Annotated in this window: 23 protein-coding genes; 4 read left to right on the top strand and 19 right to left on the bottom strand. The window is 61.2% G+C overall.

Going from position 1 to position 23,636, the window contains the following annotated elements:
- Positions 1-33 precede the first annotated feature (33 nt).
- The gene (locus tag SHEL_RS00170) at positions 34-756 is read right to left on the bottom strand and encodes a response regulator transcription factor (RefSeq protein ID WP_012797219.1); all 723 of its coding nucleotides are present in this window, start codon (positions 754-756) and stop codon (positions 34-36) included.
- 277 nt (positions 757-1,033) lie between these two features.
- Here SHEL_RS00170 and SHEL_RS00165 point away from each other — a divergent pair, with 277 nt between their 5' ends.
- The gene (locus SHEL_RS00165) at positions 1,034-2,308 is read left to right on the top strand and encodes a hypothetical protein (protein WP_012797218.1); all 1,275 of its coding nucleotides are present in this window, start codon (positions 1,034-1,036) and stop codon (positions 2,306-2,308) included.
- A gap of 22 nt (positions 2,309-2,330) precedes the next feature.
- Here the strand turns inward: SHEL_RS00165 and SHEL_RS00160 are convergent, their stop codons facing one another.
- From SHEL_RS00160 to SHEL_RS15515, 9 genes are all read right to left on the bottom strand, one after another.
- A complete protein-coding gene (locus tag SHEL_RS00160) occupies positions 2,331-3,239 on the bottom strand; it encodes a CHAP domain-containing protein (protein WP_012797217.1) in 909 nt (302 codons plus the stop codon).
- Between the two features lie 253 nt (positions 3,240-3,492).
- The gene (gene purB / locus SHEL_RS00155) at positions 3,493-4,836 is read right to left on the bottom strand and encodes an adenylosuccinate lyase (protein WP_012797216.1); all 1,344 of its coding nucleotides are present in this window, start codon (positions 4,834-4,836) and stop codon (positions 3,493-3,495) included.
- Between the two features lie 133 nt (positions 4,837-4,969).
- The gene (locus tag SHEL_RS00150; protein WP_012797215.1) at positions 4,970-5,650 is read right to left on the bottom strand and encodes a potassium channel family protein; all 681 of its coding nucleotides are present in this window, start codon (positions 5,648-5,650) and stop codon (positions 4,970-4,972) included.
- Between the two features lie 10 nt (positions 5,651-5,660).
- Complete coding sequence (locus SHEL_RS00145) at positions 5,661-6,320, bottom strand: potassium channel family protein (RefSeq protein ID WP_012797214.1); 660 nt, start codon at positions 6,318-6,320, stop codon at positions 5,661-5,663.
- Positions 6,321-6,419: 99 nt separating this feature from the next.
- Entirely contained in the window at positions 6,420-7,160 is a 741-nt protein-coding gene (locus SHEL_RS00140; RefSeq protein WP_012797213.1) for a hypothetical protein, read from the bottom strand.
- Between the two features lie 274 nt (positions 7,161-7,434).
- Positions 7,435-8,181: a PspC domain-containing protein gene (locus SHEL_RS14660; RefSeq protein WP_012797212.1), complete on the bottom strand. Its 747-nt coding sequence runs from the start codon at positions 8,179-8,181 to the stop codon at positions 7,435-7,437.
- Positions 8,182-8,317: 136 nt separating this feature from the next.
- Positions 8,318-9,097 (bottom strand): PAQR family membrane homeostasis protein TrhA, encoded by a 780-nt coding sequence (trhA, locus tag SHEL_RS00130; protein ID WP_012797211.1) that lies wholly within the window; start codon positions 9,095-9,097, stop codon positions 8,318-8,320.
- Positions 9,098-9,291: 194 nt separating this feature from the next.
- Positions 9,292-11,313 (bottom strand): PH domain-containing protein, encoded by a 2,022-nt coding sequence (locus SHEL_RS00125; RefSeq protein ID WP_012797210.1) that lies wholly within the window; start codon positions 11,311-11,313, stop codon positions 9,292-9,294.
- Positions 11,314-11,316: 3 nt separating this feature from the next.
- The gene (locus SHEL_RS15515) at positions 11,317-11,574 is read right to left on the bottom strand and encodes a PH domain-containing protein (protein WP_232001608.1); all 258 of its coding nucleotides are present in this window, start codon (positions 11,572-11,574) and stop codon (positions 11,317-11,319) included.
- Between the two features lie 419 nt (positions 11,575-11,993).
- Between SHEL_RS15515 and SHEL_RS00115 the strand changes: the two genes are divergently transcribed.
- Together SHEL_RS00115 and SHEL_RS00110 are read left to right on the top strand one after the other, a co-directional pair.
- Positions 11,994-13,514, top strand: coding sequence for a Mur ligase family protein (locus SHEL_RS00115; RefSeq protein ID WP_083762400.1), 1,521 nt, complete (start codon positions 11,994-11,996; stop codon positions 13,512-13,514).
- A complete protein-coding gene (locus tag SHEL_RS00110) occupies positions 13,514-13,798 on the top strand; it encodes a hypothetical protein (protein ID WP_012797208.1) in 285 nt (94 codons plus the stop codon). Before SHEL_RS00115 ends, SHEL_RS00110 begins: the two co-directional genes overlap by 1 nt.
- A gap of 104 nt (positions 13,799-13,902) precedes the next feature.
- Here SHEL_RS00110 and SHEL_RS00105 read toward each other — a convergent pair whose 3' ends face one another.
- From SHEL_RS00105 to SHEL_RS00085, 5 genes are all read right to left on the bottom strand, one after another.
- On the bottom strand, positions 13,903-15,297 hold the full coding sequence (locus SHEL_RS00105) for a radical SAM protein (RefSeq protein ID WP_012797207.1): 1,395 nt from the start codon (positions 15,295-15,297) through the stop codon (positions 13,903-13,905).
- 134 nt (positions 15,298-15,431) lie between these two features.
- The gene (locus SHEL_RS00100; protein WP_012797206.1) at positions 15,432-15,875 is read right to left on the bottom strand and encodes a GatB/YqeY domain-containing protein; all 444 of its coding nucleotides are present in this window, start codon (positions 15,873-15,875) and stop codon (positions 15,432-15,434) included.
- A gap of 111 nt (positions 15,876-15,986) precedes the next feature.
- The gene (gene cydB / locus SHEL_RS00095; protein ID WP_012797205.1) at positions 15,987-17,027 is read right to left on the bottom strand and encodes a cytochrome d ubiquinol oxidase subunit II; all 1,041 of its coding nucleotides are present in this window, start codon (positions 17,025-17,027) and stop codon (positions 15,987-15,989) included.
- 2 nt (positions 17,028-17,029) lie between these two features.
- Positions 17,030-18,430 (bottom strand): cytochrome ubiquinol oxidase subunit I, encoded by a 1,401-nt coding sequence (locus SHEL_RS00090; RefSeq protein ID WP_012797204.1) that lies wholly within the window; start codon positions 18,428-18,430, stop codon positions 17,030-17,032.
- A gap of 583 nt (positions 18,431-19,013) precedes the next feature.
- Complete coding sequence (locus SHEL_RS00085) at positions 19,014-19,790, bottom strand: 6-phosphogluconolactonase (protein WP_012797203.1); 777 nt, start codon at positions 19,788-19,790, stop codon at positions 19,014-19,016.
- A gap of 209 nt (positions 19,791-19,999) precedes the next feature.
- Between SHEL_RS00085 and SHEL_RS00080 the strand changes: the two genes are divergently transcribed.
- Positions 20,000-20,656, top strand: a complete 657-nt coding sequence (locus tag SHEL_RS00080) for an HAD family hydrolase (RefSeq protein ID WP_012797202.1) — start codon at positions 20,000-20,002, stop codon at positions 20,654-20,656.
- Positions 20,657-20,815: 159 nt separating this feature from the next.
- Here SHEL_RS00080 and SHEL_RS00075 read toward each other — a convergent pair whose 3' ends face one another.
- The 4 genes from SHEL_RS00075 to SHEL_RS00060 form a co-directional block, all read right to left on the bottom strand.
- Positions 20,816-21,802, bottom strand: a complete 987-nt coding sequence (locus SHEL_RS00075) for a 4-(cytidine 5'-diphospho)-2-C-methyl-D-erythritol kinase (RefSeq protein ID WP_012797201.1) — start codon at positions 21,800-21,802, stop codon at positions 20,816-20,818.
- Complete coding sequence (gene tadA / locus SHEL_RS00070) at positions 21,799-22,317, bottom strand: tRNA adenosine(34) deaminase TadA (RefSeq protein ID WP_012797200.1); 519 nt, start codon at positions 22,315-22,317, stop codon at positions 21,799-21,801. Before tadA ends, SHEL_RS00075 begins: the two co-directional genes overlap by 4 nt.
- Before the next feature lie 42 nt (positions 22,318-22,359).
- On the bottom strand, positions 22,360-22,599 hold the full coding sequence (locus tag SHEL_RS00065) for a DUF1653 domain-containing protein (RefSeq protein ID WP_012797199.1): 240 nt from the start codon (positions 22,597-22,599) through the stop codon (positions 22,360-22,362).
- A gap of 65 nt (positions 22,600-22,664) precedes the next feature.
- Positions 22,665-23,390, bottom strand: coding sequence for a DUF554 domain-containing protein (locus SHEL_RS00060; protein ID WP_012797198.1), 726 nt, complete (start codon positions 23,388-23,390; stop codon positions 22,665-22,667).
- Positions 23,391-23,636: the final 246 nt, after the last annotated feature.

Raw genomic sequence — 23,636 nt, 5'->3', positions numbered from 1 at the left:
CCCCATAGCTACGATACGGCGCGGCGCGCGCGACTACTGCTGGGGCTGCTTGGTGGGATCTTCGAAGCGGTATCCCACGCCGTGTACGGTATGCAGCCACTTGGGGTTGCGCGGGTTGTCGCCGATCTTGGCGCGAAGGTTCTTTACATGGGAGTCGATAGTGCGCTCGTAGCCTTCGAAGTCGTAGCCCAGGACCTTCTCCACCAGCTCCATACGCGAGTACACGCGGCCGGGGTAGCGGGACAGCGTGGTGAGCAGCTTGAACTCGGATGCGGTCAGGTCGACTTCCTTACCGCCGACCAGCACCTTGTGGCCGGACACGTCGATGGTCAGCTCGCCGAATTCCAGCACCTCGCGCTGGGGTTCGGAGTCGGCGTGGACGCGGCGCAGCAGGGCGCGCACGCGGGCCACCAGCTCGCGGGGGCTGAAAGGCTTGACCAGGTAGTCGTCGGCGCCGAGCTCCAGGCCAATGATGCGGTCCTCGACCTCGCCCTTGGCGGTCAGCATGATGATAGGCACATCGGAGTTGTCGCGAATGGCGCGGCAGACGCGCTCGCCCGGGACGCGTGGGAGCATGAGGTCCAGAATGACCAGGTCGAAGTGATGCTTCGAGAACTCCTCCAAGGCGTCCTGGCCGTCGCCCACTGCTGTGACCCAGTAGTTTTCGCGCTCGAGATAGGCAGCCACGGCGTCGCGGATCGCCTTCTCATCCTCAACCAGGAGGATTCGACGGGTTTCGCTGTTGGTGTTGTTCATATTGAATACTCCTCACTCATCGTTTAGAGACGTATACCATGTTGGGCACATTTAAGAATATTGTAACGATTTCTCCTGCTCTGGTCAGCCCTCCTGCGAAAATGACATAATAGCCGCCATGGCACAAAGACGCACAACACGACGCACCTCCGCATCGCGAGGCGCAGCTGGCACGCACCGCTCTTCGTCATCGGCAAGGCGGTCGGGCAACTACGCGCATCACGCGTCCACTCGCGGGGGCACCGCCCGCGTCCGGCAGAACCGCTCATCCGCACGCGTGGGAACGCCCACCGCGCGCCGCGTTTCCGCCGAGCCGCAGCGTCGCCTCGCCATCCCCGGAACCAACGTGAGCCTGACCCGCCGCCAGCTGATTCTTGGCGCAGCAGGCGTGGCCGCGGTTGCCGCGGCGGCCGTGGGCAGCAGCATTGCGGAGGATCACGAGGCCGAAGAGGAAAACGCGAACGTTTTGGAGGTCGCCGCCGACCAGGTCGTAACCCTGGACGAGTTCGAAACCCTGGATGCCGCCGATTGCATGGAGCAAATCGCCGAGCTGGCGCTTCCGTTCCATTCGCTGGTTTGGGCAGGGCCGGGCAACCTGGCTGTGTGCCTCACCCCCACCGAAACCTCATCCCCCATCACCAAGGTTGGCCTGGTCGACCTGTCCGCTTCCGAATTGGAGCTGGTCACGGTGCTGGAGGGCCCAGTATCCATCGACGCGCGCGGCTACGACATCCTCGACGTGCGCTGCAGCGACTCGGGCATCGTCTGGGTGGAGGCCAATTCCTACAGCGGCCGTTGGAACGTGTACCACGCCACCCTATCCGGCACCAGCATGGGCGAGCCTACGCTGGCCGAGCAGGGCGACCGCGAATTCGACATCCCGTCGGTGGCCGCCGTGGGCAACCGTGCGTTTTGGCAGGTCCTTCCCGTTTCGAGCACCCTCAACCCGCCCGATTCCGTTCTGAAGTCCGCCGAGTTCGGGTCTGAGGATTCCGTGATGGCGCTCAGCTCGCGCGGCCGCATGTGCACGCGCCCCTACGCCGCCACCGAAGGCGTCGTGGTCACGCCCCGTGCGGACTCAAGCAGTGTGCATTACAAGTTGACCCTGGTCAACGACACCACGTTCGACGTTCTCGACGAGCTGACCATGCCGTCGGCCATGGCTCCGCTAGAAGCCGCCTACGTGGGCGGACGATTCTCCTTCGCGTTCGACGCCATTTACGATTACGGCGACGGGCTTTCGTCGCTGGGCACCTACGCGCCCATCAGCAAAGGCAACAGCACGAAAAACGCTACCTGGTTCCTGTTCGGGCGCAACCCGTCCGCAGCGCCGGCCTGGTCAGGCGATTGGCTGATTGTGAAATCCACGCGCTCGGTCAGCGGCGTCAACTTGGAGGACCGCACCATGTTCGCGCTGGATTGCCCCAGCCACTGCGACACCTTCGGCGATTACCTCGCATCGTCCGGCACCTGCGACCGCATTGCCACCTACGTGCACATCTCCACCAACGACCAGGAGTACACCCTCCTGCGCACCTGGCGCCCCCTCTAGCGCGCCGAGGCGCGCCCGGCATCTAGACCATGCGACCCGAGCTTGTGAGCCAGTATCCGTCGACGTAGCAGTTGGAGGCCATGCGCCCGCTTTCGTACAGGTAATACCAGCTGCCGCCGATCTTCTGCCAGCCGGTCTGCATCACGCCCGAGCCGTTGCAGTAGTACCAGTAGCTGCCCACTTTCACCCAACCTTTGGCCATCCGGCCGGAACTCTGCAGGTAATACCACTTGCCGTTGTCTTTGAGCCAGCCGGTCTTCATGGCCCCTGAGCTGGTCAGGTAGTACCACGAACCGCCGATTTTCTGCCAGCCGCGCAGCATCACGCCGTCGGCATCCAGGTAGTACCACTTGCGTGCGACCTTCTGCCAACCGGTTTTCGGCGTGCCCTCTTTGTCGAGGTAGTACCACAGGCCGGATTCCTTCACCCAGCCGATGTCGTCGGGCAGGTCGGCCAGGTGGATGAACGCCTCCACCTTCGACGCGTTCAAGGTGCGGCGGTGGTAATGGCCGTCGCGGTCGTAGTTGTACTCTTCGATGGTCACCTGGTCACCGTCCACGGACTCGACCCAGGCCACGTGCCCATACGAACCCGTGTTCCACCAGGCGATGGCGCCGGGCGCGGGCGTCGAGTCCACCTTGTAGCCCAGCTGGCGGGCGACGAGGGCCCACGAATTGGCGTTTTCCCACTTCAGACCGTCGGGACATTCATAAAAGCAATCGAAGTCGATGCCGTTGTTGTGGTTGAGACGCCATGCCACGAACGACGTGCAGTTACGGTTGTAGAAACGCCAGGGATCCAGCTTGGTATCCTTGGCGGCGCTCTTGAGATCGGCTGGATAGTCATCCACCGCCAACGCGGTTGCAGGGAGCAGCCCCATCGCCGCCACAACGGCCAAAGCCGCCATCAATATCATCAGATGCTTGCGCATGCGTTCCTCCTAAATGGCTCCATTTCGCGCATTCTAGCAAGCTGCCATGTGTTTTCGCAGGTGGGACTGTCGATATGCACCAGCCGCAACGAAATCTGCATACCGAGCATGCCAAAAGCAGCAGACGTGTTTTTTGTAGGCATCCCTTTGCGACAAGCGATAGGCCCTGGTGCGGTCCTTTGCACCACCGCGGATAAAAGAAAACGAGCCGAGGCCCGAAGGCATCGGCTCGCCACAAACGTGTAAACCGGAGTTAGAACTCCAAGGCCTCGAGCTTGACGAAGGCCTCGTCCTTGTGACCCAGGAAGGCCCAAGGATCGAAGATCTCGTCCAACTGCTCGGCGGTCAGATTGGCCTCGGGATCGGCCTCGAGGCGCTCACGGTACGTGGGGCCATCGACGGCGTTCTGGATGTCATGCCACACGGCCATGGCGTTGCGCTGCACGATGACGTACGCATCCTCGCGCGTGATACCCGTATTGACCAGGGCCAACAGCACCTTCGACGAGAAAATCAGGCCGCGGGTGCGGTTCAGGTTGTGCAGCATCTTGTCCGGGTAGGTCTGCAGACCGTCCAGCATCCACTGCATCTTGGAGAACATGTAGTCCAGCGCGATGAAGCTGTCTGCCAGCGCCACGCGCTCGGCGCCGGAATGCGAGATGTCGCGCTCGAACCACAGCGCCACGTCGTCGAAGCCCACCTGGGCATTCGCCTTGACGATGCGCGACAGGCCGCACACGCGCTCGGCCGTAATCGGGTTGCGCTTGTGGGGCATGGCGGACGAGCCCTTCTGGCCCTTCTTGAACGGTTCTTCTGCCTCGATGACGTCGCTTTCCTGCATCAGGCGCACCTGCAGCGCGATGCTCTCCAGAGTGGAAGCCACCACGGCCAACGTGGACATGACCTGGGCGTGGCGGTCGCGGGCCAACACCTGGGTGGACAGCGGGTCGGGCGTCAGGCCCATCTTCTCGCACACGTACTTCTCGACGAAGGGGTCGATGCTGGAATATGTGCCGACCGCGCCGCTGATGGCGCCAGTGGCGGCCACCTCGCGGGCCTGCTCCAAGCGGGTCAGGGCGCGCTTCAAAGCCCAGGCCCAGCTGCCGAACTTCATGCCGAAGGTCATCGGTTCCGCATGGATGCCATGGGTGCGGCCCACGCACAGCGTCTCCTGGAATTCAAAGGCACGGCGCTTGCAGGTTTCGCCCAGCTTCTTCGTGTCGGCGATAATGATGTCCAACGCCTGCGTGATCTGGTAAGACAGCGCGGTGTCGCCCAGGTCGGACGAGGTCATGCCGTAGTGAACCCAGCGGCTGGGCTTCTCCTGACCCTCGGGAACGTCGGCGTCGATGTATTCGGCCATGCACGTGAGGAAAGCGATGACGTCGTGGTTGGTCACGGCCTCGATTTCGTCGATGCGCTCCACGCGGAAGTCGGCGTGCTCGCGAATCCACGCGGCCTCTTCCTTCGTGATGCCGCATTCACCCAGTTCAGCCTGGGCTTCGCAGGCGCACAGCTCGATTTCCTTCCAGATGGCGAATTTGTTCTCAGGGTCCCAGATGTGACCCATCTCGGGCAGCGTGTAACGAGAAATCATGTTCAACCTTCCTTTTTGTATCGTTCAGGCTCGAGGACGAAATGCCAGCAGAACTGTCCCTACTGACACATTTTTGTGTCAATGGGAAACGTCCCTACTGACACATTCCGCCCACGGGGCCTTTGCTCCTATCCTACAAACTCTTGAACAGCGCTTTCACCTGGTCGACCGCATCGGTTTCGGCCAGGACTACGGCTTTGTCGCCGGGGTACAGCACGGTTTCCTTGTCGATAACCTCGGCCTCGCCTGCCTCTTTACGGTCGACGGCCGCCAGGATGCTTCCCTCCGGCATGCGAATCCGCCGCGCAAGCACGCCCTCTTTCGGGTCGAAATGCCTGGGCGATCGCGGGATGGAAACCTCAATCAGGGCGATGTCGCCGCGCCCCAGCGAGGACACGACGCCCATGCCGCCCATCAGGGCTTCCTCTTCAATCATGCTGGCGATCAGAATGGTGGACGACACGTTTTCGATGCCGACCGCGCGGAAGATATTGCGGTTCTTGGGGTTGTTCACGCGGGCGATGCAGCGCGGCACGTTGAACACGCGGGTCGCCAGCTCGCAGGCCACCAGGTTGTCTTCGTCGCGGCCGGTTACCGCAACGAAGACGTCGGCCTTGCGGATGCCCGCGTCCTGCTGGTAGGCGGTGTCGCAACCGTCGCCGTTGATGATCAGGTATTCGCCTTCGAGCGTGATGGACAGGCGGTCCGCCGTCTTGCGGTTGTGCTCGATGATGGCCACCTCGTGACCTTTGCTCAGCAAAACGCCGCCGAGGTATTCGCCAACCTTGCCGCCGCCCATGATGACAATGTACATGACGCGCCCCCTACTTCTTAATGAACTTGCCGAAGGATTGCAGCAGGTCGTGGCGTATGCAGGCCACCACGCTGTCGCCGTCGTACAGGATGCTGTCCTTCGACGGGATGGAGCTGTCGCCGTCCTTGGCGCGGATGAAGCACACGATGCGCACGCCGTGGTTGCGCTCCAGCTCGCCCACGCGGATCTGACGGTTGGACACGTGCTCAAGGTTGATGGAGAAGCGCATGATCTCAAAATCGCCGAAGCTGTCCAGATGACTGCCGCGGCCGACCATGATTTTGGAGAAGATTTCCTCTGCCACCAGGGCGGTTCCGCATACGTAGTCCAAACCCAGCTTCATGTAGGCGTCTTCGCGGCGCGAGTTGTACAGGCGCGCGATCACGTGGGGCACGCCGTAGATGCGGCGGGCCACCTCGACCACCATCAGATTGGTGTTGTCGCTGGAGGTGACGGCAGCCACGGTGTCGCAATCCTCGATGCCCGCACGGATGAGGACGTCTTCGTCATACCCCAAACCCTGCAACGTGGCGCCGTTGAACGAGCGACCCAGGTTGGCGAAGGCTTCGGCTTGGATGTCCACGACGCATACGTTGCGGTCGTTGCTTGAAAGCATGTTTGCGAGCTGCGACCCCACGCGCCCGCAGCCAACGATGATTACGTTTGCCATCTAAGAGCTTCTTTCGAACATGACCTTGGGCAGCGGTTGCCGGCGGTCAGTTTTCCCATCGCAGGAGCGTATCAAAAAAGATGCGCTGTACAGCGCATCTTACAGGAATTTGTAGTAGACGAGGCGAACTCCCCAATCATCGCACGAGGTTGCGCCCAGTGCGTGGTACGTGCCGGGAGCCAGATCCAACGCGCGGCCGTAAGGTGCGAAGCCGCCCGTGTCGGTGACGGTGGTGATGATGACGGTTTCGCCGTACACGATGGCGACCGGCTCGCCGATGCGCCAGGATTCGCTGGCGGGCACGGCAACGGTCAGGCCGTAGTCGGAAATATGGCGTCCGGATGCAGTGACGGAGGTGCCGAAGTTTCCGTGGCCGTCGTCGTTGTCGGCGAAACTGTAGGCGGAAGCCAGGCCCTGCTGCCAGCCCTCGCCGGTCACGTCGGGCAGGACGCGGGGTGCCGTGGGCAGCGGGTCAGTGGTGCCGATGCTTTCGGCGGCCTCGACGGCACGGGGGTTTGCGGTGTCGACTGCGGAGATGTAGACCACGGGATCCGGGTCCTCAACGTTGATGGAACGGGCGGCCGAAGCATCACGAGTATCGGAAACGCCCTGGTCGTCGGAGGTTTGCAGACGGCTTGCCGACTGATCCACCGCGTCGGGGCTGACAGTGCTGACATCGTCGCCGATGCCGATGGTGGTCAGGTCGACGGAGCGGGAAGCCACAGCGGGCGTGCTGAACGAAAACACACCGAAGCCCACGACGGCAACAGCCAGCGCGGCCACGCCGAGCTTCAACAGCGTGAACGAGCGTTTCTTCGTATGTGCGCGGCGCTGCGCCATGCATCCCTTCCAAACAATCGTTTACCAAAGCCCTTCCTAAAAGGGCATGACAGCGGGCTGTGTTTAAAAAGGAGTTGCTGTCGAGAGGTATATCCTGTATGTAAGCAGAATATTTTAGCGTAACGGAATAGATTCCACAAACCACCAGGTCAGAGACGTGGTATTTGACTTATGATGCAATTTCATACCTGTAACCTGCGTCTTTTCGAAGGCGGACGCGGCTTACCGAGACCAGCCGCGGCGAACGGCTCCTCAAAAACGGCAGACGGCCTGATTAGCGGTAGAAAATGGTCTTCGGACCGCCCATGGGGTTCTGCAACACGATGAAATCCATCTCGTTCGGAACTCCGAACACCGTGACGGTGAGCGCGCATGCGACAAGCACCAGCGCGCCGGCGCAGAACGTAAGCACCCGGTTGTGGCGACGGTGGGCAAGCACGGCCACCACGGCCGCAAGCAACAGGATCGGCAGCACCCGCGGAAGCGCGTGCGGGATGGTTTGCCACGACAGGAAGCCGACGGAACACAGCGTGAGCACGGCACCGACGCCCACCAGCGTCATACCGACGGCCATCTCGAAAACCTGGTGGTCCTCATCGATGGGGATAACCATGACCGTGAAGCCGGCCGCCACAAACACGATTGGCCAGAACTGATACCAGGAGGCGTCCACCACCAGGTAATCCAACAGCACGGCGAAAATCAGACACACCAGAACGACACCCACCGACGTGCCGAGATAGGCGCTTTTCGGCATATGGACCGAGGCGTCCCTGCATCCGCAGGGATCCTCGCTATCTGCAGAAACGTCGATGCAGTCGGCGCAGGCCTGGCCCTTGGGCAAAACAACCCACAGGATGACGTAGGCAATCACGCCCCAGCCGAAGGTAAGCACGGTAAGCAGGATGCCCAGCACGCGCATGACAATGGGATCGGTGTCCAGCGTTTCCGCAAGTCCGGCGCAGACCCCGGCAACAACGGAGTTGTCCGAGCGCACAAGATGTTTTGCGGTTTCCGCCACGCGACCCTCCGTTTCTGCAATTGGAACATAGATACGGTAGCCATTAAAGCAGCTGAGGCATCCACATGCACGCGAATCGCCCTAACTGTTGATGTTTCGTTGGCAGGATGTTCGTTGGCGGTGCGCGGCGCAGGTGCTAGAGAACGTACAGCACGATGGCCAGGAACTGCAGAACCGAGCCCACAACCACCAGCACGTGGAACACGGTGTGCATGTACGGGACCTTCTTCAACACGTAGAAGGCTGCGCCGATGGAGTACGCGATGCCGCCGGCCACCAGAAGGATGAGGCCCGGCGTAGGCAGGGCATGCACCAAAGGCGGCAGGAACCACACGACGCACCAACCCATGAGCAGGTACAACACCGCAGAGACCCAGCGCGGGCGGTAGGTCCAGAACGCTTCGGCCGCAATGCCGGCGATGGCCAGCCCCCACACGACGCCGCACAACAGGTAGCCCCCGTCGGGCGCCAGCGTGAGCAGGCAGAACGGGGTATACGAACCCGCGATGAACAGGTAGATGGCGCTGTGGTCCAGCACCTTGAACACGCGCTTGGCCCCTTCGGCCGGCAGCGCGTGGTACAGCGTGGACATGAGATACTCCACGAACATGGAAATGGTGTAGATGAGCGCTGCGGCGATGCGCACGCCGCCGCCGTGTCTAACAGCCGTCACCACCGCGATGACCAGGGCCGCAATAGCCAACACGGCACCAAGGCCGTGGGTGAGCGCGTTGCAGATCTCTTCGCCAAGCGAGTACTCGCGAATGGGTCGCAGGACCCTTTTGGCTTTACGGGCAGCTTCCGCCGGCGAGAGTTTGCGAATATCCTCGAACTGTGAGGGCAGCCAAGCGTGCTTCGCAGCCTCGGTGGAGGTTCGCGATACGCGGCTGGCGCGGTGGTATTTGTTATTCTTCATATCCATGGCTCGATTCTAGCATGCGTCATCTGAGCCATATGTCACGTGCGCTTATTTTTCCGCGAGCTGCCATACACCTGTTGAAAAGCGTTACGAAACCGTTCGCTACCAGCATCGGATGGCGTGCGATGCGATGGGTTTCGATCGGCACGGCCAGCAGGCCGCTGTACGAACGAAGGCGTTGCTTGATGCCGCTAAGCCTGCTGAGCGTGCTGGGCGCGTTTGCGGGGACGGACCCATTCCTGCCAAGCTTCGGCCTGGTCAAGTGCCATATCCCACAGCGTTTCGGTGGTACCGTCGATGCCCGCCGCCGTGCGGGCGCATACGGAAGCCACCTTCGCGCGACGTTGGAACGGATTGGCGAGCAGCGTTGCAAATTGAATCTTCTTGCGCGGCGTGACTATGATGCGACGGGTATACCCTGAGACGACCATGGTCATATAGTCGCGGTTGTATCCAAGCGCCGACCCGCGGAACCACAGCAGCCCGCCCACGGCGCCAATCACCATGATCAGCACGCATACGGCCAAGAGCACGACAAGCGCACCGGACAGGAAGCCCGCCATGTTCGGAGATACGGCCAATCGGGCAAACGCATACGCCAGCAACAGCACAATGGCAGACCAGAATCCGAAGTTGCGCACCAGGCCGTGTCCCACGATGCCCCGGCGCAGCGCCACGGGCGGCAAAGTTTGCGTCGCCTGCGGGTATTCGGCGAACTCGGGAAGCACACCGCGCAGGATTTCAGGCACGCGGCTGGTCTTCACAAAGGGGTGCAGAACGGCGCCGAGCTGGGTGTTTTTAAGCGACCTGGAGTCGGTGCCGGGCAAGATGGCGTCGATTTTCGTCACGCGCAGCTCGCAGTAGCCGAACAGACGGCGGATAGGAGCTTCGTGAATTTCAACCGATTGGATGCGGTCCACGTCGATGCCCTGGAACTTACGGCTGAGCAGGCCCGATTCAACCTCGATACGCGTTCCGCGACGGCGCAGTGCAAATCCGCCGTAGTTCACCATGGTGCCGAGGGCCGACATCACCCACATGACAAGCAAAACGACCAGGACCACCGCCACCAACGCAACGGCTGAGCCCACATCGAAGGTGCTGGCCGCAACGCGCGCGGCCGTATCGAGGTGCACTATGAAAACATCCTCGAGCGCATCCATGACGGCGCCTGCCAAACCGGCAATCGCCGCAACCACCAGACCCATGGTGCCGCCGGAGCCGGAGATGCCCGCCAGGAACAGCTCCTTGTTGCTCAGGCGCACCTCGTAGGACACCTGGCCCGTGTCGACCTTTTCCCCACCGAAAACGCCGCGGAAGTGGTCGGAAAAATCCGCTGCGCCGGAGAGTGCATTGCCCTCTTGCGCCGCTTGGACCTGGGACGATGCCGATTGGTTCGAAACAGCGCCTTGCGGAATCGCAGGCTGCACGTAGGTAGCGGGGTTAATTCCGTAGGACGCGAGCGCCCAGGTCGACGGGTACTGCACGCCGCCCAACATGGCCGAGCCCCACTCGTCGATGGAGCCGCCGTCCAGCAGCACCTTCTTGCGGCGGAACAGCTCGGCGCGCAAGGCCTCGACGTCGGAAGTGCGCAGGCATTGCAGCTGAATGGACTCATTGGACGCACCGCCCGCGGTATCCACGCTCACGTCGCATATGCCCACGACGCGCTGCAGCGGCGTCGCGGTTTGGTTGACGGACTGAATGCGCTGGTAGGGGACGTGGACGCGCTTTTTGTTGAGCCAACCGGAATGCACCTCGATCTCGGTGGGGGTCAGCGCGTACGACAGGTATTTCCAGCTGATCCAACGGAACAGAAATACAAGACCCACCGTAACAAGGATGGTCAGGCCCAAGATAAGGAACACGATGAACGCGCCAAGCTCTCCGAGCCCCGCGGACATGAGATTGCCGAAGGCCGTGATGGCCATGGCGAAGACGATACCGACGGCCGAGCCTATGCCTTTGATCCAAATGAACGCGTGATGAACCTGGTGCATGCCGGGTCGCAGCGGCTCGGGGACTGTCTCGCGGTAGTCGACAGGCTGGGGTGCCTGGGGCTGCGGCTGAACCTGGGGCTGGGGCGCGGCGGGCTGCTGAGGCAGCTGGGGCTGAACCCGAGCCTGGCCCGTCGGCTGGACCTGGGATTGGGGCCATCCTGCTGGCGGCATCTGCGGGCCGTTCTGCTGGTTGTTGAACTGCGGCGTATCCATTCGCTACACGTCCTCTTGGGCCAGACGGGCCTGCTCGGCAATCACATCACGCAGCCGATCTGCTTCGTTCAGATCCAAACCGGGAATGGTGTGGGTGCCAGCCGCCGTCGCCACGGTGACGGATGCCAGACCCAACCAGCGCAGGATGGGACCTTGCTTGGTGTCGGTGTTCTGCACGCGCACGAAGGGAATGATGGTGCGCTTGCGCCAAATGATGCCTTGGGAAATGTCCAGCTCGTTTTCGCAACCTCGAACAGCCAACGGTCATAGCGCATGCCGGGCACGATAAACGCCTGAACAACCAGGTCGATACCGAACAGCACGACCAGCGCGACAACAAGCGCCAGAGGGAGGCTTCCCCCGCCGACTGCATATATAGGAAAGACGATACCCACAAGAACGCACAGCAGCACAATCAGAATGCGCAGGGCGGTCGTCGCGCGCCACACCGTGCGCATGCGGGGATCGAGGTGGTTGGTCGGCAGCGGTCGCATAGATGCTCCTTCGGTCGCGCCATAGAGGAATAATTGCAATTCAGTATAGTCGATTCTTATGTATAGGCGAAAACCGTTACGGGATTGCTGCCCGTTTCGCGTTGATTGAGCGAAGCCTTGGGCGGCGGCGCGGGCTTTTGCTATGCTAGGGGGCCGAACGAGAACTTCCGCATGTTTGGAGCGTGCATGAATCTGCCAGAATTTACATTATCCCAGCTCGTAGCTGTGTTGGCCGATGCCGGCGTACAAGCCCAGGCCACGGGCGAAGCCACCGTACAGGGCATGACCATCGATTCCCGCAAGGCCGAGCCGGGTTGTTTGTTCGTTTGTAAGGGCGCGGCGTTCAAACCCCAGTACCTGGGCGGAGCGCTTGACGCCGGAGCTGCGGCGTACCTGTGCGATGCAGCCGCCGAAGCCACCTTGGCGCAGGCCTATCCGCAGGCGCCGCACATCGTGACCGACGACGTGCGCAGGGCCATGGCGCTTCTGGCCGCCGTGGTGTTCGACCGGCCCGACCTCAAGATCGACGTGGTAGGCATCACGGGCACCAAAGGCAAGTCGACCACAGCATATATGATGCGCTCGATTCTTATCGCCGCAGGTCAGGAGCCTTCTATTTTGGGCTCTATCGACACTGACGACGGTGTGGAACACTTCGAGAGCCACAACACCACTCCCGAGGCACCGGATTTGTGGCGCCACCTGGCCAACACCGTCGAAGCCGGCCGCAGCCGCATGGTGATGGAGGTGTCTAGCCACGGCTTGAAATACGACCGCACGCTGGGCGTTCGCTTTGCCATCGGGTGCTTCCTCAACATCGGGCGCGACCACATCTCGCCAGTCGAGCACCCCACCTTCGAGGACTACTTCGAGTCCAAGCTCAAGCTGTTCGCCCAAAGCCGCACGGCCCTGGTCAACCTGAATTCCGACATGGCCGACCAGGTGCTGGAAGCCGCGAAGGCCTCCGAGCAGCTGGTCACTTTCGGCGTGGGGCGCGATGATGCCGACTGGAACGCGGCGGACTTGGCCGTGGAGCCGCAGGGCATCGCGTTTACCGTGTGCACGCCCACAGGCGAGCGCGAGCGCATCGTGCTGGGCATGGCGGGTCTGTTCAATGTCGAAAACGCCCTGGCTGCGGTGGTCATGAGCCGTATGCTAGGTGTGACCTGGGACGATATCCGCGCAGGCTTGGCCCATGTGCGCGTGCCCGGCCGTATGGAGGTCGTGCGCTCCGCCGACGGCAGCGTGGTGGCGCTGGTTGATTATGCCCACAACGAGCTGTCGTTCAAGACCTTCTTCTCGTCGGTTAAGGAAGAATACCCTGGCCGCAAGGTGATTGCGGTGTTCGGTGCGCCTGGCAACAAGGCCCAGGAGCGGCGTGTGACGTTGCCCCGGGTGGCGGCCGGGTTTGCCGACCATATGATCTTTACCGAGGAAGACCCCGCCTATGAGCGGGTAGAAGACATCTGCGCCGAGATGATGGCGAGCACGCCCGCGGGCGCTTCCGCCGAGGTGATCTGCGACCGCGAGGCCGCGTGCAAGCGCGCCTTCGACATGGCGTTTGAGGCTGAAAACGGCGCCGTGGTGGCGCTTCTGGCCAAGGGCGACGAAACCCGCCAGCATCGCGGTGACGAGTTTCCCGAGGTCAAGAGCGACCTTGCCATCGCACGTGAGATTCTAGGCAGCACCGGGGAGGTGGATGCGTAATGGCCACCTACACCGCGCACTACCGCTCCCCCAACGGCGATACACCCGTGTCCGGCGTGTTCGATTTTGAAAGTGCCCATCGCGCCGGGTCGAAGGGCAACATGCACGACGCACGCCTGAAGATGCTGGAATCCTACGGCAACGAAGCTGTGGCCTGGATCATCGACGAGGTGAAGACCAAGAAGGCCAACGCCAAAGATGCCCAGCTGGATCATCAGATGCAGTTGGATTTCCGCGAGGAGCCCGAACACAAGGTCCGCAAGCGCGTCAAGCGCGGCTTCTAGCTGCAGCGGGTCAGGGCGGGACGACGGGGACGGAGGGTATTGTCCCTTCGTTGACGCGCGTCAACGAAGGGACAATACCCTCCGTCCCCGCCGTCCCGCAAGCGTTAATCGAAAAGGCCAAGTTCGCGAAGCATGACACCTTCGGGGTATTTGACCAGGATGTTCGCCGAAGTCATGACGCGAACGGGCAGCTCGAGCACACGGTCGCGCAGCTGCGAGTTGAACGCCAGGCAATCATCTTCGGCGTCGTAGCTCCACAGGCGGCCAGCGGCGTCGACGGATTCCAGCAGCCGGCGCACGGGCGCCACATCGGCGCCGAACACCTTGCATGTCTTCCAATAGAAATCGCCGTCGTCCATGGCGAAGCACGGGTTCGAGAACGGCGCCATGTGGTTCATCTGGTACACCTGGTCGCGGTGTTTGTTTTCCAGCGAGCAGTAGTGCACGCCTAGGCGCAGCCCTTGGTCAGCGGCGTATTCCAACAACCTCAGGCACTCTAGGTCACTTCCCTCGATAGGGTGTGACCCCGCATAACCCCAGTCGTAAAGAACCGTGAACGGCGGGTTCTTCACCTTGAAGCCACGCTTGGCGAACTCAGGCCAGTTGTGCTTGGCATAGCAGAATTCCAGCAGGTTGATGCCGAAAGCGCCCAGGGCGTCCAGTTCGCGCAAAATGCCTGTCATCTGGTCGAACGTGCCAGGCATGACGGGCATTTCCACCATGGTGCTGACTGGGAACTCGCAGGACATGCGGATGAACTCGAAGTCCTGCGGAGTAAGAATCGTGTCCACATCCAGCTTGATGCTGAAGCGAATCTCGTTCATGCCCGCCGCCACCAGACGCTCCATAATCTCGCGGGTGAGACCTTCGCCCGACGTGTACAGCCGCAGATGCGCATCGGGCCAGTTCGCGCGGGCTATTTCGAAAAAAGCGCACGCCTCGTCGGGCCTCATGAGCGGCTCGCCGCCGGTCAGGGCCAAATGCGTCATGGGTCGGCCCGCTTCCATAATGGCGGCAAGTTCGCTTCGCCAATCGCGGTCGTCGTCCAAGTAACCGGCGTAGTTATTCTGATTGTGGTTGAAACAGAAGAAGCAGTTCTTAGGGCAGCGCAATGAGTAGAAGAACGACTGGCTGTCGCCGCCGGTGCAAGCGATGCATGCGGTGGAGATGTCGCCATGCACGATGCTGGCTTCGCCGTTGCGGAAGGTGACGCCCTTTTCACGCAGGCGCTCCTTGACCTCGCGGCAGGCGTCGTCATGCTGGTAGGGCTCGCCGAATTCGACGCCCTTGTTTGCGGCTCCGATCAGATACTCCTGGTAGATGGTCAGATATCGAACGATCCATTCGTTCAGCGGCGGGTTGTCGGGCGCGGGTTCGGGAAGCTCCAGCGGGATGTGGGCAACCGTGGTCGCAGGCGTAAGCTGCTGCCGGCGCGGCGTCGGACGCGATGCGGTGCCGCGGCTCTTCTTGCTGCGCTTTTTCGATTTCGACCCCGCCAAAGCAACTCCTTTATCAGTTGGGGAACGGTTTGGCCGCTCCCCCGTTATTCCAACCGCGTCACCCGCGACGTTCGCCCGAATCGGGGGTTTTCTGCCTTCCCGGCTTCGGAACCTGCCCGAATCGGGGTTTCGACCTACGACAGCAGTTTGCCGATCTTGGCGGCGGCTGCGGACTTGTCGAAGTTTCCGCCGGTCTGCTTGGTCAACGCGCCCATGACCTTGCCCATATCGCGCTTGGTGGTTGCGCCCACCTCTGCCAGGGTCTTCGTAATCAGCTGGTCCAGCGCCTCGCCAGAGACCTGCTCGGGCAGCAGCTCTTCCAGAATCTCAACTTGCCTGCGCAGATTGTCGGTGCGCTCCTGGTCGGTGCCGGCCTTTTCGGAACCTTCCAGGGTTTCTTTCGTCTGCTTGATCAGGCGCTTCGTCATGGCGTCGACGTCGGCCTCGGTGATCTCGCGACGCTCGTTCACCTCGATGTTCTTGATCTCGCCCGAAAGCTGGCGCAGGATGGACAGGCGCACCTTATCCTTCGCGCGCATGGCGTCTTTAATCAGTTCCTTCAGTTCGTCGTATTGCATCTGAGCTCCTTTCGTCGAATGCATCCAGTATACAACTCGCGTCCGACCGCGGCACGCAAAAGGGCCGCCCCCGAAGGAGCGGCCCAGCAACGGCAGCGTGCTGTCGGAGCGTTAGTCTGCCAAGCGGCCGGCGAAGGTGCGGTACACCAGGAAGTGATACAGCAATACCAGCGGCAGAGCCACGCAGGTGATGCCGAACATCCACTTCAGGGTCAGGTCGCCGGACGCGTCGGCGGCGGTAATCGCAGCACCTTCGGTGGCGGTCATGAACGGGGTCAGCGGGTCGCCGGAGCCGGACACCACAAAGGTCGGGAACATACTGGATGCCAGCAGACCAACCAGCGCGAAGCATGCTACGGACGCAACCAGGAAGATGGTCAGGTCGGAAGCCTCGGGCTGTACGGCCTTCAGCAACACGAAAACCAGAGCCGCTACGACGACCAGCGCGAACAGGATGCGCAGGACGCCCAGGCCAGCGGCCAGCTCAGGCTTAATGATGAACAGCGCATACAAGGTAACCAGGGCGAACAGCACGATGGCTACGATGGCCACGGGGCGGCGCAGGCCGCGGGCGCGAGCCAGAAGCTCGCCTTCCAGCGGGGCCTTGACGGACAGCCAGCAAGCACCCTGCAGGATGCACATGGTCAGACCCAGCAAGCCGCAAAGCAGCGTGAACGGGGTGACCAGCCCGATCAGCGGGACACCGATGTAGTTGCCGGCAGCGTCCATGGGAATGCCGGCGTAGATGTTGCCGACAGCCACGCCGTAGAGCAGAGCCGGCAGCAGCGATCCGATGAAGAACAGCACGAACCACAGCTTGCGCCACGCGGGATCGTGGGCTGCGAACTCGACGGACACCGCGCGAATGATCAGGCCCATCAGCACCAGGATGATGGCCAGGTAGAACCCGGAGAAGGTGGTCGCGTACGCTGGGGCAAATGCGGCAAACAGCGCGCCGCCGCCCGTGAGCAGCCACACCTCGTTACCGTCCCACACAGGTCCGATGGCCTTCATGAGCGTAAGTTTCTCTTCGTCGTTTTTGGCGATAAACGGACTTAGGACGCCCGCGCCCAGATCAAAACCGTCAAGAATGAAGTATCCGGCGATGAGCACGAACACCAGGACATACCAGATAATTGCCCAAATACTCATGGTTACTTCACCCCCTCTTCTTCAACAACATCATCCACCATATCGGGGCCCTTCTTGATGATGAAGCTCAGCAGGCGGACGAACGCCACGGCAATCAGCGCGTACACGACAGCGAACAGGATCAGTGTGATGATGAGTTCGCCGGAGGTCAGCGACGAGGTGGCCTCGCTGGTCAGCAGCTGGATGCCTTCGGGCGAGCTGGTGGCCGGGTACACGACGTAGGGCTGGCGGCCGACTTCGGCGACGGCCCAGCCGGACTGGATGGCGAGCATCGGGAACACGGGGCAGATGATCATGAGCCACTGCCACCACTTCTTGGAGGACAGGGTGCTGCCCTTCTTGAAGACGGCGATGAGGCCCAGCAGCAGAACCACGCAGATGACGCCGAACAGGGCGACCATCAGGTGATACGTCTGAAACACCAGTTGAACGGGCATATCTTCGACCACGATGTCCTCATTCTCGGCGGCGATGTCGTTCAAGCCGGGGTATTCGGTGTCGAAACTGTTGGATGCCAGGAAGCTGGTGAAACCGGGCAGCTGCAACGGGGCGATGACCTGCTCGTTTTCGGTATCGACCACGCCGACCGCATAGAGCGGCAGCGTGCCGGATTCGTAGTGGCCTTCCATCATGGCAATTTTGGAGGGCTGCTCGTCGGCGACCGTCACAGCAGCGGAGTGGGCGGAAACCAGCAGCGCGCAGGTGGAAACCAGGGCGCACACGACGCCGACCTTGAGGGTCTTGGTGGCGAAGTCCTTGAAGGTTCCCTTGCGGATGTACCATGCGGCAACGGCGATGGCGACGAAGGAACCCACGACCATGATGGCGGTCACGGTGTGGAAGAAGCGCGGGCCGGTGGAGGGGTTGAACGCCGCCTGCAGGAAGTTGGTCATGACCGCTTTGGAGCCGTCGGCGGACAGCTCGGCGCCTGCGGGGGTTTGCATCCAAGAGTTGGCGATCAGAATCCACAGCGCGGACAGGCAGCTTCCGAACTCAACCAGCCAGGCGCTGACCAGGTAGAACTTCGGGCTGATCTTGTCGCGGCCGAAAATGACGACGCCGAGGAACGTGGATTCCAGGAAGAACGCGAACAGGGCCTCGGCAGCCAGCGGCGCGCCGAAGATGTCGCCGACGAAACGGCTGTAGTCGGCCCAGTTGGTGCCGAAGCTGAACTCCATCGTGATGCCGGATGCCACGCCCACCGCAAAGCAGGTGGTGAATATCTTCACCCAGAACCGTGCGATGGCTGCGTCCTTCGGGTCGCGCGACTTGTAGTAACGGGTTTCCATGATGGCCATGATCAAACCGGTACCGACCGACAGCGGCACGAAGCAGAAGTGGAAAATGACCACCAAAGCAAACTGCAATCGCGACAGGAAGACGACATCGGTGAATAGCTCCATGGTGCACCCCCTTCCCTCTTGAGGCGCCGGAGCGGCGCCGGCCAACGGCTTTGCCTTCGTTGCTGGGAGCATATGTATTACCACATGTTCGCAGGTCGAAGGCAAAATTCAGATGCCTTTGCGCCCTGTTGGACGCATTTGTAGACATTGTGAACATGATACCATTATTGAAGCGTCGAAACTGCAATATATTACTCCGAGATACGGCACAGTTGGCAGCAACCGCCCCTGCATGCAAGGCATCACGGGTGCGGATGTGCCGACGGATGCAGGCGGCTTCGCGCCGACAGGCAACGATGCAAGGCCGGAAGGGTCAATGAGGTAGGATAGGCGAGTTTTCTATACGGCGGAGCCTGTTTCGGCGGGTTTTCGCTGACGTTTTAAAATATATGTACAACTAATGAGGCGTTTTCGACGGCAGAACAGGCCCTCGGACAGGGTGGGCATATAGAAAACTCGCTTATCCTACCTCATCGGCCTTGCAGATCTGGTAGGACGGGCGCTAACCCGACATCTGGACAGGCGTTGAGGCCCTTCATGCACCACTAAATTCGACGCAACCGCTAACCCGCGGCCGTGAAAACTAGTGGTGTTGTTTACCGCAGCACTCGCCGTTGCGGTGATGCTCGCCGTGGCAGCATTCGTCATCGTCGCAGCCGCAATCGCAGTCGTCGCCTTCGACCAGGTCGAAGCAGGATTCGAAGGCCGCCTCGTCGACGATGGCCGTCGTATCGGGGTGGAATTGCAGAATAGACGCCGGCACCGCCGGGGTGATCGGCCCGAAGAACGCGTCGCGCACGATATCCGCCATGTCGGAGCCGTTGGCGAACACGACCACCTGGTCGGCCTCCATAATCGAGCCGACGCCCATGGTGTACGCAGGACGGGGTTCCTCTACCAGCAGGGTCTCTTTGGAGAACTCGGTGCCGCCGACGTTCAGGCCCAGCTCGCCGGCGGAGCCCAACGGCAGCGCGACCAGGTCGATACCGCCTTCAAGGTGGATGCGGGCCTCGTAGCCGTCGCAAACGGCGGCGGCATCGTCGTTCATGCCTTCAGGCACGTAGGCATGCTCGGGGTTCATGTTGACGTGGTCATACAGGTGGCGGCGCATGGCGGTATACACGCTATCGGCGTCGGTTGCTTGCACGCCGCAGTATTCGCCCAGGTTGAAGACGGCCAGACGGGAGAAGTCCAATGCCTCGGACTCATATCGATCAGCGAGCACGTCGTAAACCGCCAAGGCTTCGGGAGCCGCGGACAGCGCCAGCACCGAACCCGGGTTTTCGGCAATCTGATCCGTAATGGCGTCGGCGACGGCTTCGCGGGTCTCTTCGGCGTCCTTGGTGACGATGATCTGCATGGCAGGTCCTCTCCAGTCGTGTTTTTCATGTCCCGCGATTATGCCACTGCGTCGCGATGCACCGTATGGGAACCGGCATCTGCAACGAAAAACTGTTTCGCGGCCGTCCAGTGTGGAAACGTTTGCCGCCGCGCGTGGAAACCGCGTGAACCGATCATGAACCGAGCACGCAGCGTTGTACGATGGTCGCCTACCCGCAAAGGAGAACCATGACCACAGCACGCAACACCTACGACGCGTTCGTTTTCGATCTGGACGGAACGCTTCTGCATACCCTGCCCGACCTGCTGACCACGACAAACATCTGCCTGAAGCAGTTCGGCTTCCCCACCATCACGCTAGAGGACATCCGCCTGCTGGTAGGCGACGGTCAGAGGCGTCTGGTGGAGACGGCGTCACCAAAGGACACCAGTCCCGAAACCTTGGACGCCATGTTCGAGCTGTGGAAAGCCACGTATGTGGACCACCTTGGAGAAGCGACCAGGCCCTACGCAGGTATTCCCGAGGTGCTCGACGAGCTGCATGCCCGCGGCAAGAAGACCGCCGTGCTGTCGAACAAATACGACGGCGGAGCCAAGGCGGTTATCGAGCAGTTCTTACCAGGGAAATTCGACTTAGTGCTGGGTTCGGGGCCGGTGCCTCGCAAACCCGACCCTACGGGCATCCGTTATGTGGCCGAACAGCTGGGCGTGCCGCTGGAGCGCGTGGCTTATTTTGGGGACTCGAACTTCGATATGCGCACCGCCGCCAACGCGCAGATTTTCGGTGTGGGTGTGACCTGGGGTTACGAAGACGAGCAAACCCTCTGGGACACGGGAGCCAGCGCGGTCATCCATCAAGTCGAGGATATCCTGTCGTTCGCGTAATCCGGATTTAAAGGCTGAAACAGGTTTTGAGTTGGCGAATCCGCCTCCCGAACACCTTTTGAAGCACAACGTGGGAGGCTTCATGCATCGATCGGCCGCATGAAGAGAGCAGCCATCATGGGCTGCTCTCTTTTTGATCAGGCTTTGAGTATTTGAGCACTACCAGGACTTTTGCACGGCACCAAGGTTGGTGGCCTGACCCGCCGTGGGCAGCACGCGCGCTCCTGCGCTGGTGAAATTGCAGCTGCGGGCCCACCAGCCGTTCAATCGAGCGTCACCCACAAGCTTGTAGGCCGCATCGAAGTCGTCGCAGATGGCGAAGGTGGACGAACCACTGCCGCACAGAAGGACCTGGGGCGCACCTGTGGTTGCATCATGCGCTACGCCCGCATGGCCCGACAACCACTCGCGAATATCGGTCAGAACCGGCAGCAGGCCTTCGGAAGCGGGAGCCAGGTTGTTGAAAAGATGCAGGTCGTCGGCGGATTCAGCCGCACGGGCGTCCGCTTTGACCTCGTCGCTGGACAGAGGCGGATTCGCGTCGAATGCCGCATAGGCAGCGCCGGTGGAAACACCCTCCTCAGGCCGCACAATGACCACGTTGCGTTTGCTAGGCACCAGGTCACGCTCGTATATGTCGCCCTTATCGGTAAGGGCCACGCACCCGCCGTGCAGGAAGAAAGGCACGTCGGCACCCAATCCTGATGCCACCTGCTCCACGATCGCGCGAACACCAGTGTCGGCCAAGTCTATATCCCATAGCGCACAGGCACCCAGCAGCGCTGCAGCGGCGTTTGACGAACCGCCGCCTAGCCCCGCCGCATGGGGAATGTTCTTGTCGATACCTATCAGAACGGAATCATCCCCAGTCCGTCCAAGAGCCTCGGCAAGACGGACGACGGCCTTGTAAGCGATGTTCGATTCTGCGGGAATGTTCAGCTCAGCAATATCGCCATGGGTGGCGCAATGCACATCCACAACCAAGCCCGAGCCCGGCGCCGCAAACTCACGGCGCATGGTCAGCATGTCGTGCATCGACAGCGCATGCATGATGGAATAAGCCCCATGGTAGCCGTCCGGCCGGCGCTCGCTGATATCAAGATGCAGATTCACCTTGGCCGGCGAGAACACGCGCACGTGGTTCATTGGAGTTTCCTTCCGCTCATGTTTTTCTGGCTGCGCTTGCGCGCGAAAAAATCTTTCAGCAGACGGGCGCATTCGTCTTGCAGCACACCTGAGGTCACCTCAAAGGTGTGGTTAAGCCGCTCATCGGCGTGTACCTGGTACAACGTGCCCAGCGCGCCGGCTTTGGGGTCGGGGGCGCCGTAGACGCAGCGGCCGATACGGGCCTGATGCATAAGCCCCGAGCACATGATGCAGGGCTCCAGCGTGACATAGACCGTGCAGTCGGGAAGACGCCATCGCTCCAGCTCGCGGGACGCCTGCATAATGGCGCTGAACTCGGCATGGGCCGAAGGGTCCTGGTCGGTCTCGCGATGATTGCGTCCCTCGGCGATGATTTCACCTTGGCAAACGACCACGGCGCCGATCGGCACCTCGCCGTCCAACTCGGCAAGATGCGCCTGCTCGATAGCTGCGCGCATGAAGCGCTCGTCGTCCTCGAGTTTCTCGTCTGCGGATTGTTCGAATACGGGTTCCATAGGTGCCATTATACCTGACGGCCGCGGCTTACCCGTCAGGCGTTACGAACGCGATGCCTCGTCTACACGTTCGAAGCGGTACCGCTGGGTGACCTCGGGATACTTGTCGTGATCGACTTCGCTGGCGAACATATCGTAGGGCCGCGCCCACAAACCGTGGTCGCCATAAAGCGCACGATACACCACCAGAGGCTCCTCGGTTTCGGAATGACGCGCAACACCGATGACCTCGTACATGTTGCCTTTGAAATGACGATATAGACCTGGGGTGATGTCTTGCATGGGGTCTCCAATCGGAATAATCGACATGGATCCGCGGGCTGGATAAATCCGCAGGTCGAAGACTGTTACAGCACTACGGGAAGAAATGCAAGGGCGGGCGCGATGATAACCGCGGGCAGCATGTTCGCCACATTGACTGAACGCGGCCACATCAGATTGATGCCCACACAGAAGATGAGAATGGAACCAACCATGGAAAGATTGGCGATGGCTGCAGCGGTCATCAGGGGTTTGATCAGCACCGCCAGCACCGTGACGGAGCCTTGGAAGATGCCTACAGGGATGGCGGAAAACGCGCAGCCTTTGCCGAGGGAGCAGGTCATGGCCATAACGATGATGAAGTCGAGAATGGCTTTGGTCTCGAGGATGGAAATGTCGCTGGTCAAGGCATCCTCAACGGCACCGACGACCGCCATGGCACCGACGCACACGGTTATGGATGCAGTGACGAAAGCCTCGGTAAAGGTGGCTTCTTTGGCGTTGCCGGTCTTCAGCTTGAGCCAGTCGCCGAATCGCGTGATGGCCCCGTCGATGTCGATAATGGTACCGATGATCGTACCGAGGATCAGACTCAGGATAATGAGAAGGGAACGCCCGGACACAAGCACGCCGTCCTGAATGGAAATCATGCCTGACAAGGCGCCGGCAAGACCAATGAACAGCACGCATACCGCGCTGGCTTTCATAAGGGCCTCTTGCATGGCGTTGGAGAAGCGGTCGGAAAGCAACGTACCCAAAACGCCGCCCACGACAATGGCGACGACGTTGATGATAGTTCCCAAACCTGGCATGCGGACTCCTCTCTTGCGGAGCAAAATGATACGCCACCTGGTGCTTCGTCGCGAGGGGCTGCACACATTCCACTCTTTAAGGGGGCGGACAACGGGGACGGGACAACGGGGACGGAGGGCGGGACAACGGGGACGGAGGGTATTGTCCCTTCGTTGACACACGTCAACGAAGGGACAATACCCTCCGTCCCCGTTGTCCCGCCGCCCGTCGTCCCGCCGGATGTCCCATGCCGCCGCACGTCGACC

Origin of the sequence: Slackia heliotrinireducens DSM 20476, assembly GCF_000023885.1 — a bacterium.
Classification (GTDB): Bacteria; Actinomycetota; Coriobacteriia; order Coriobacteriales; family Eggerthellaceae; genus Slackia; species Slackia heliotrinireducens.
This window is presented reverse-complemented; position numbering and strand designations above follow the sequence as displayed.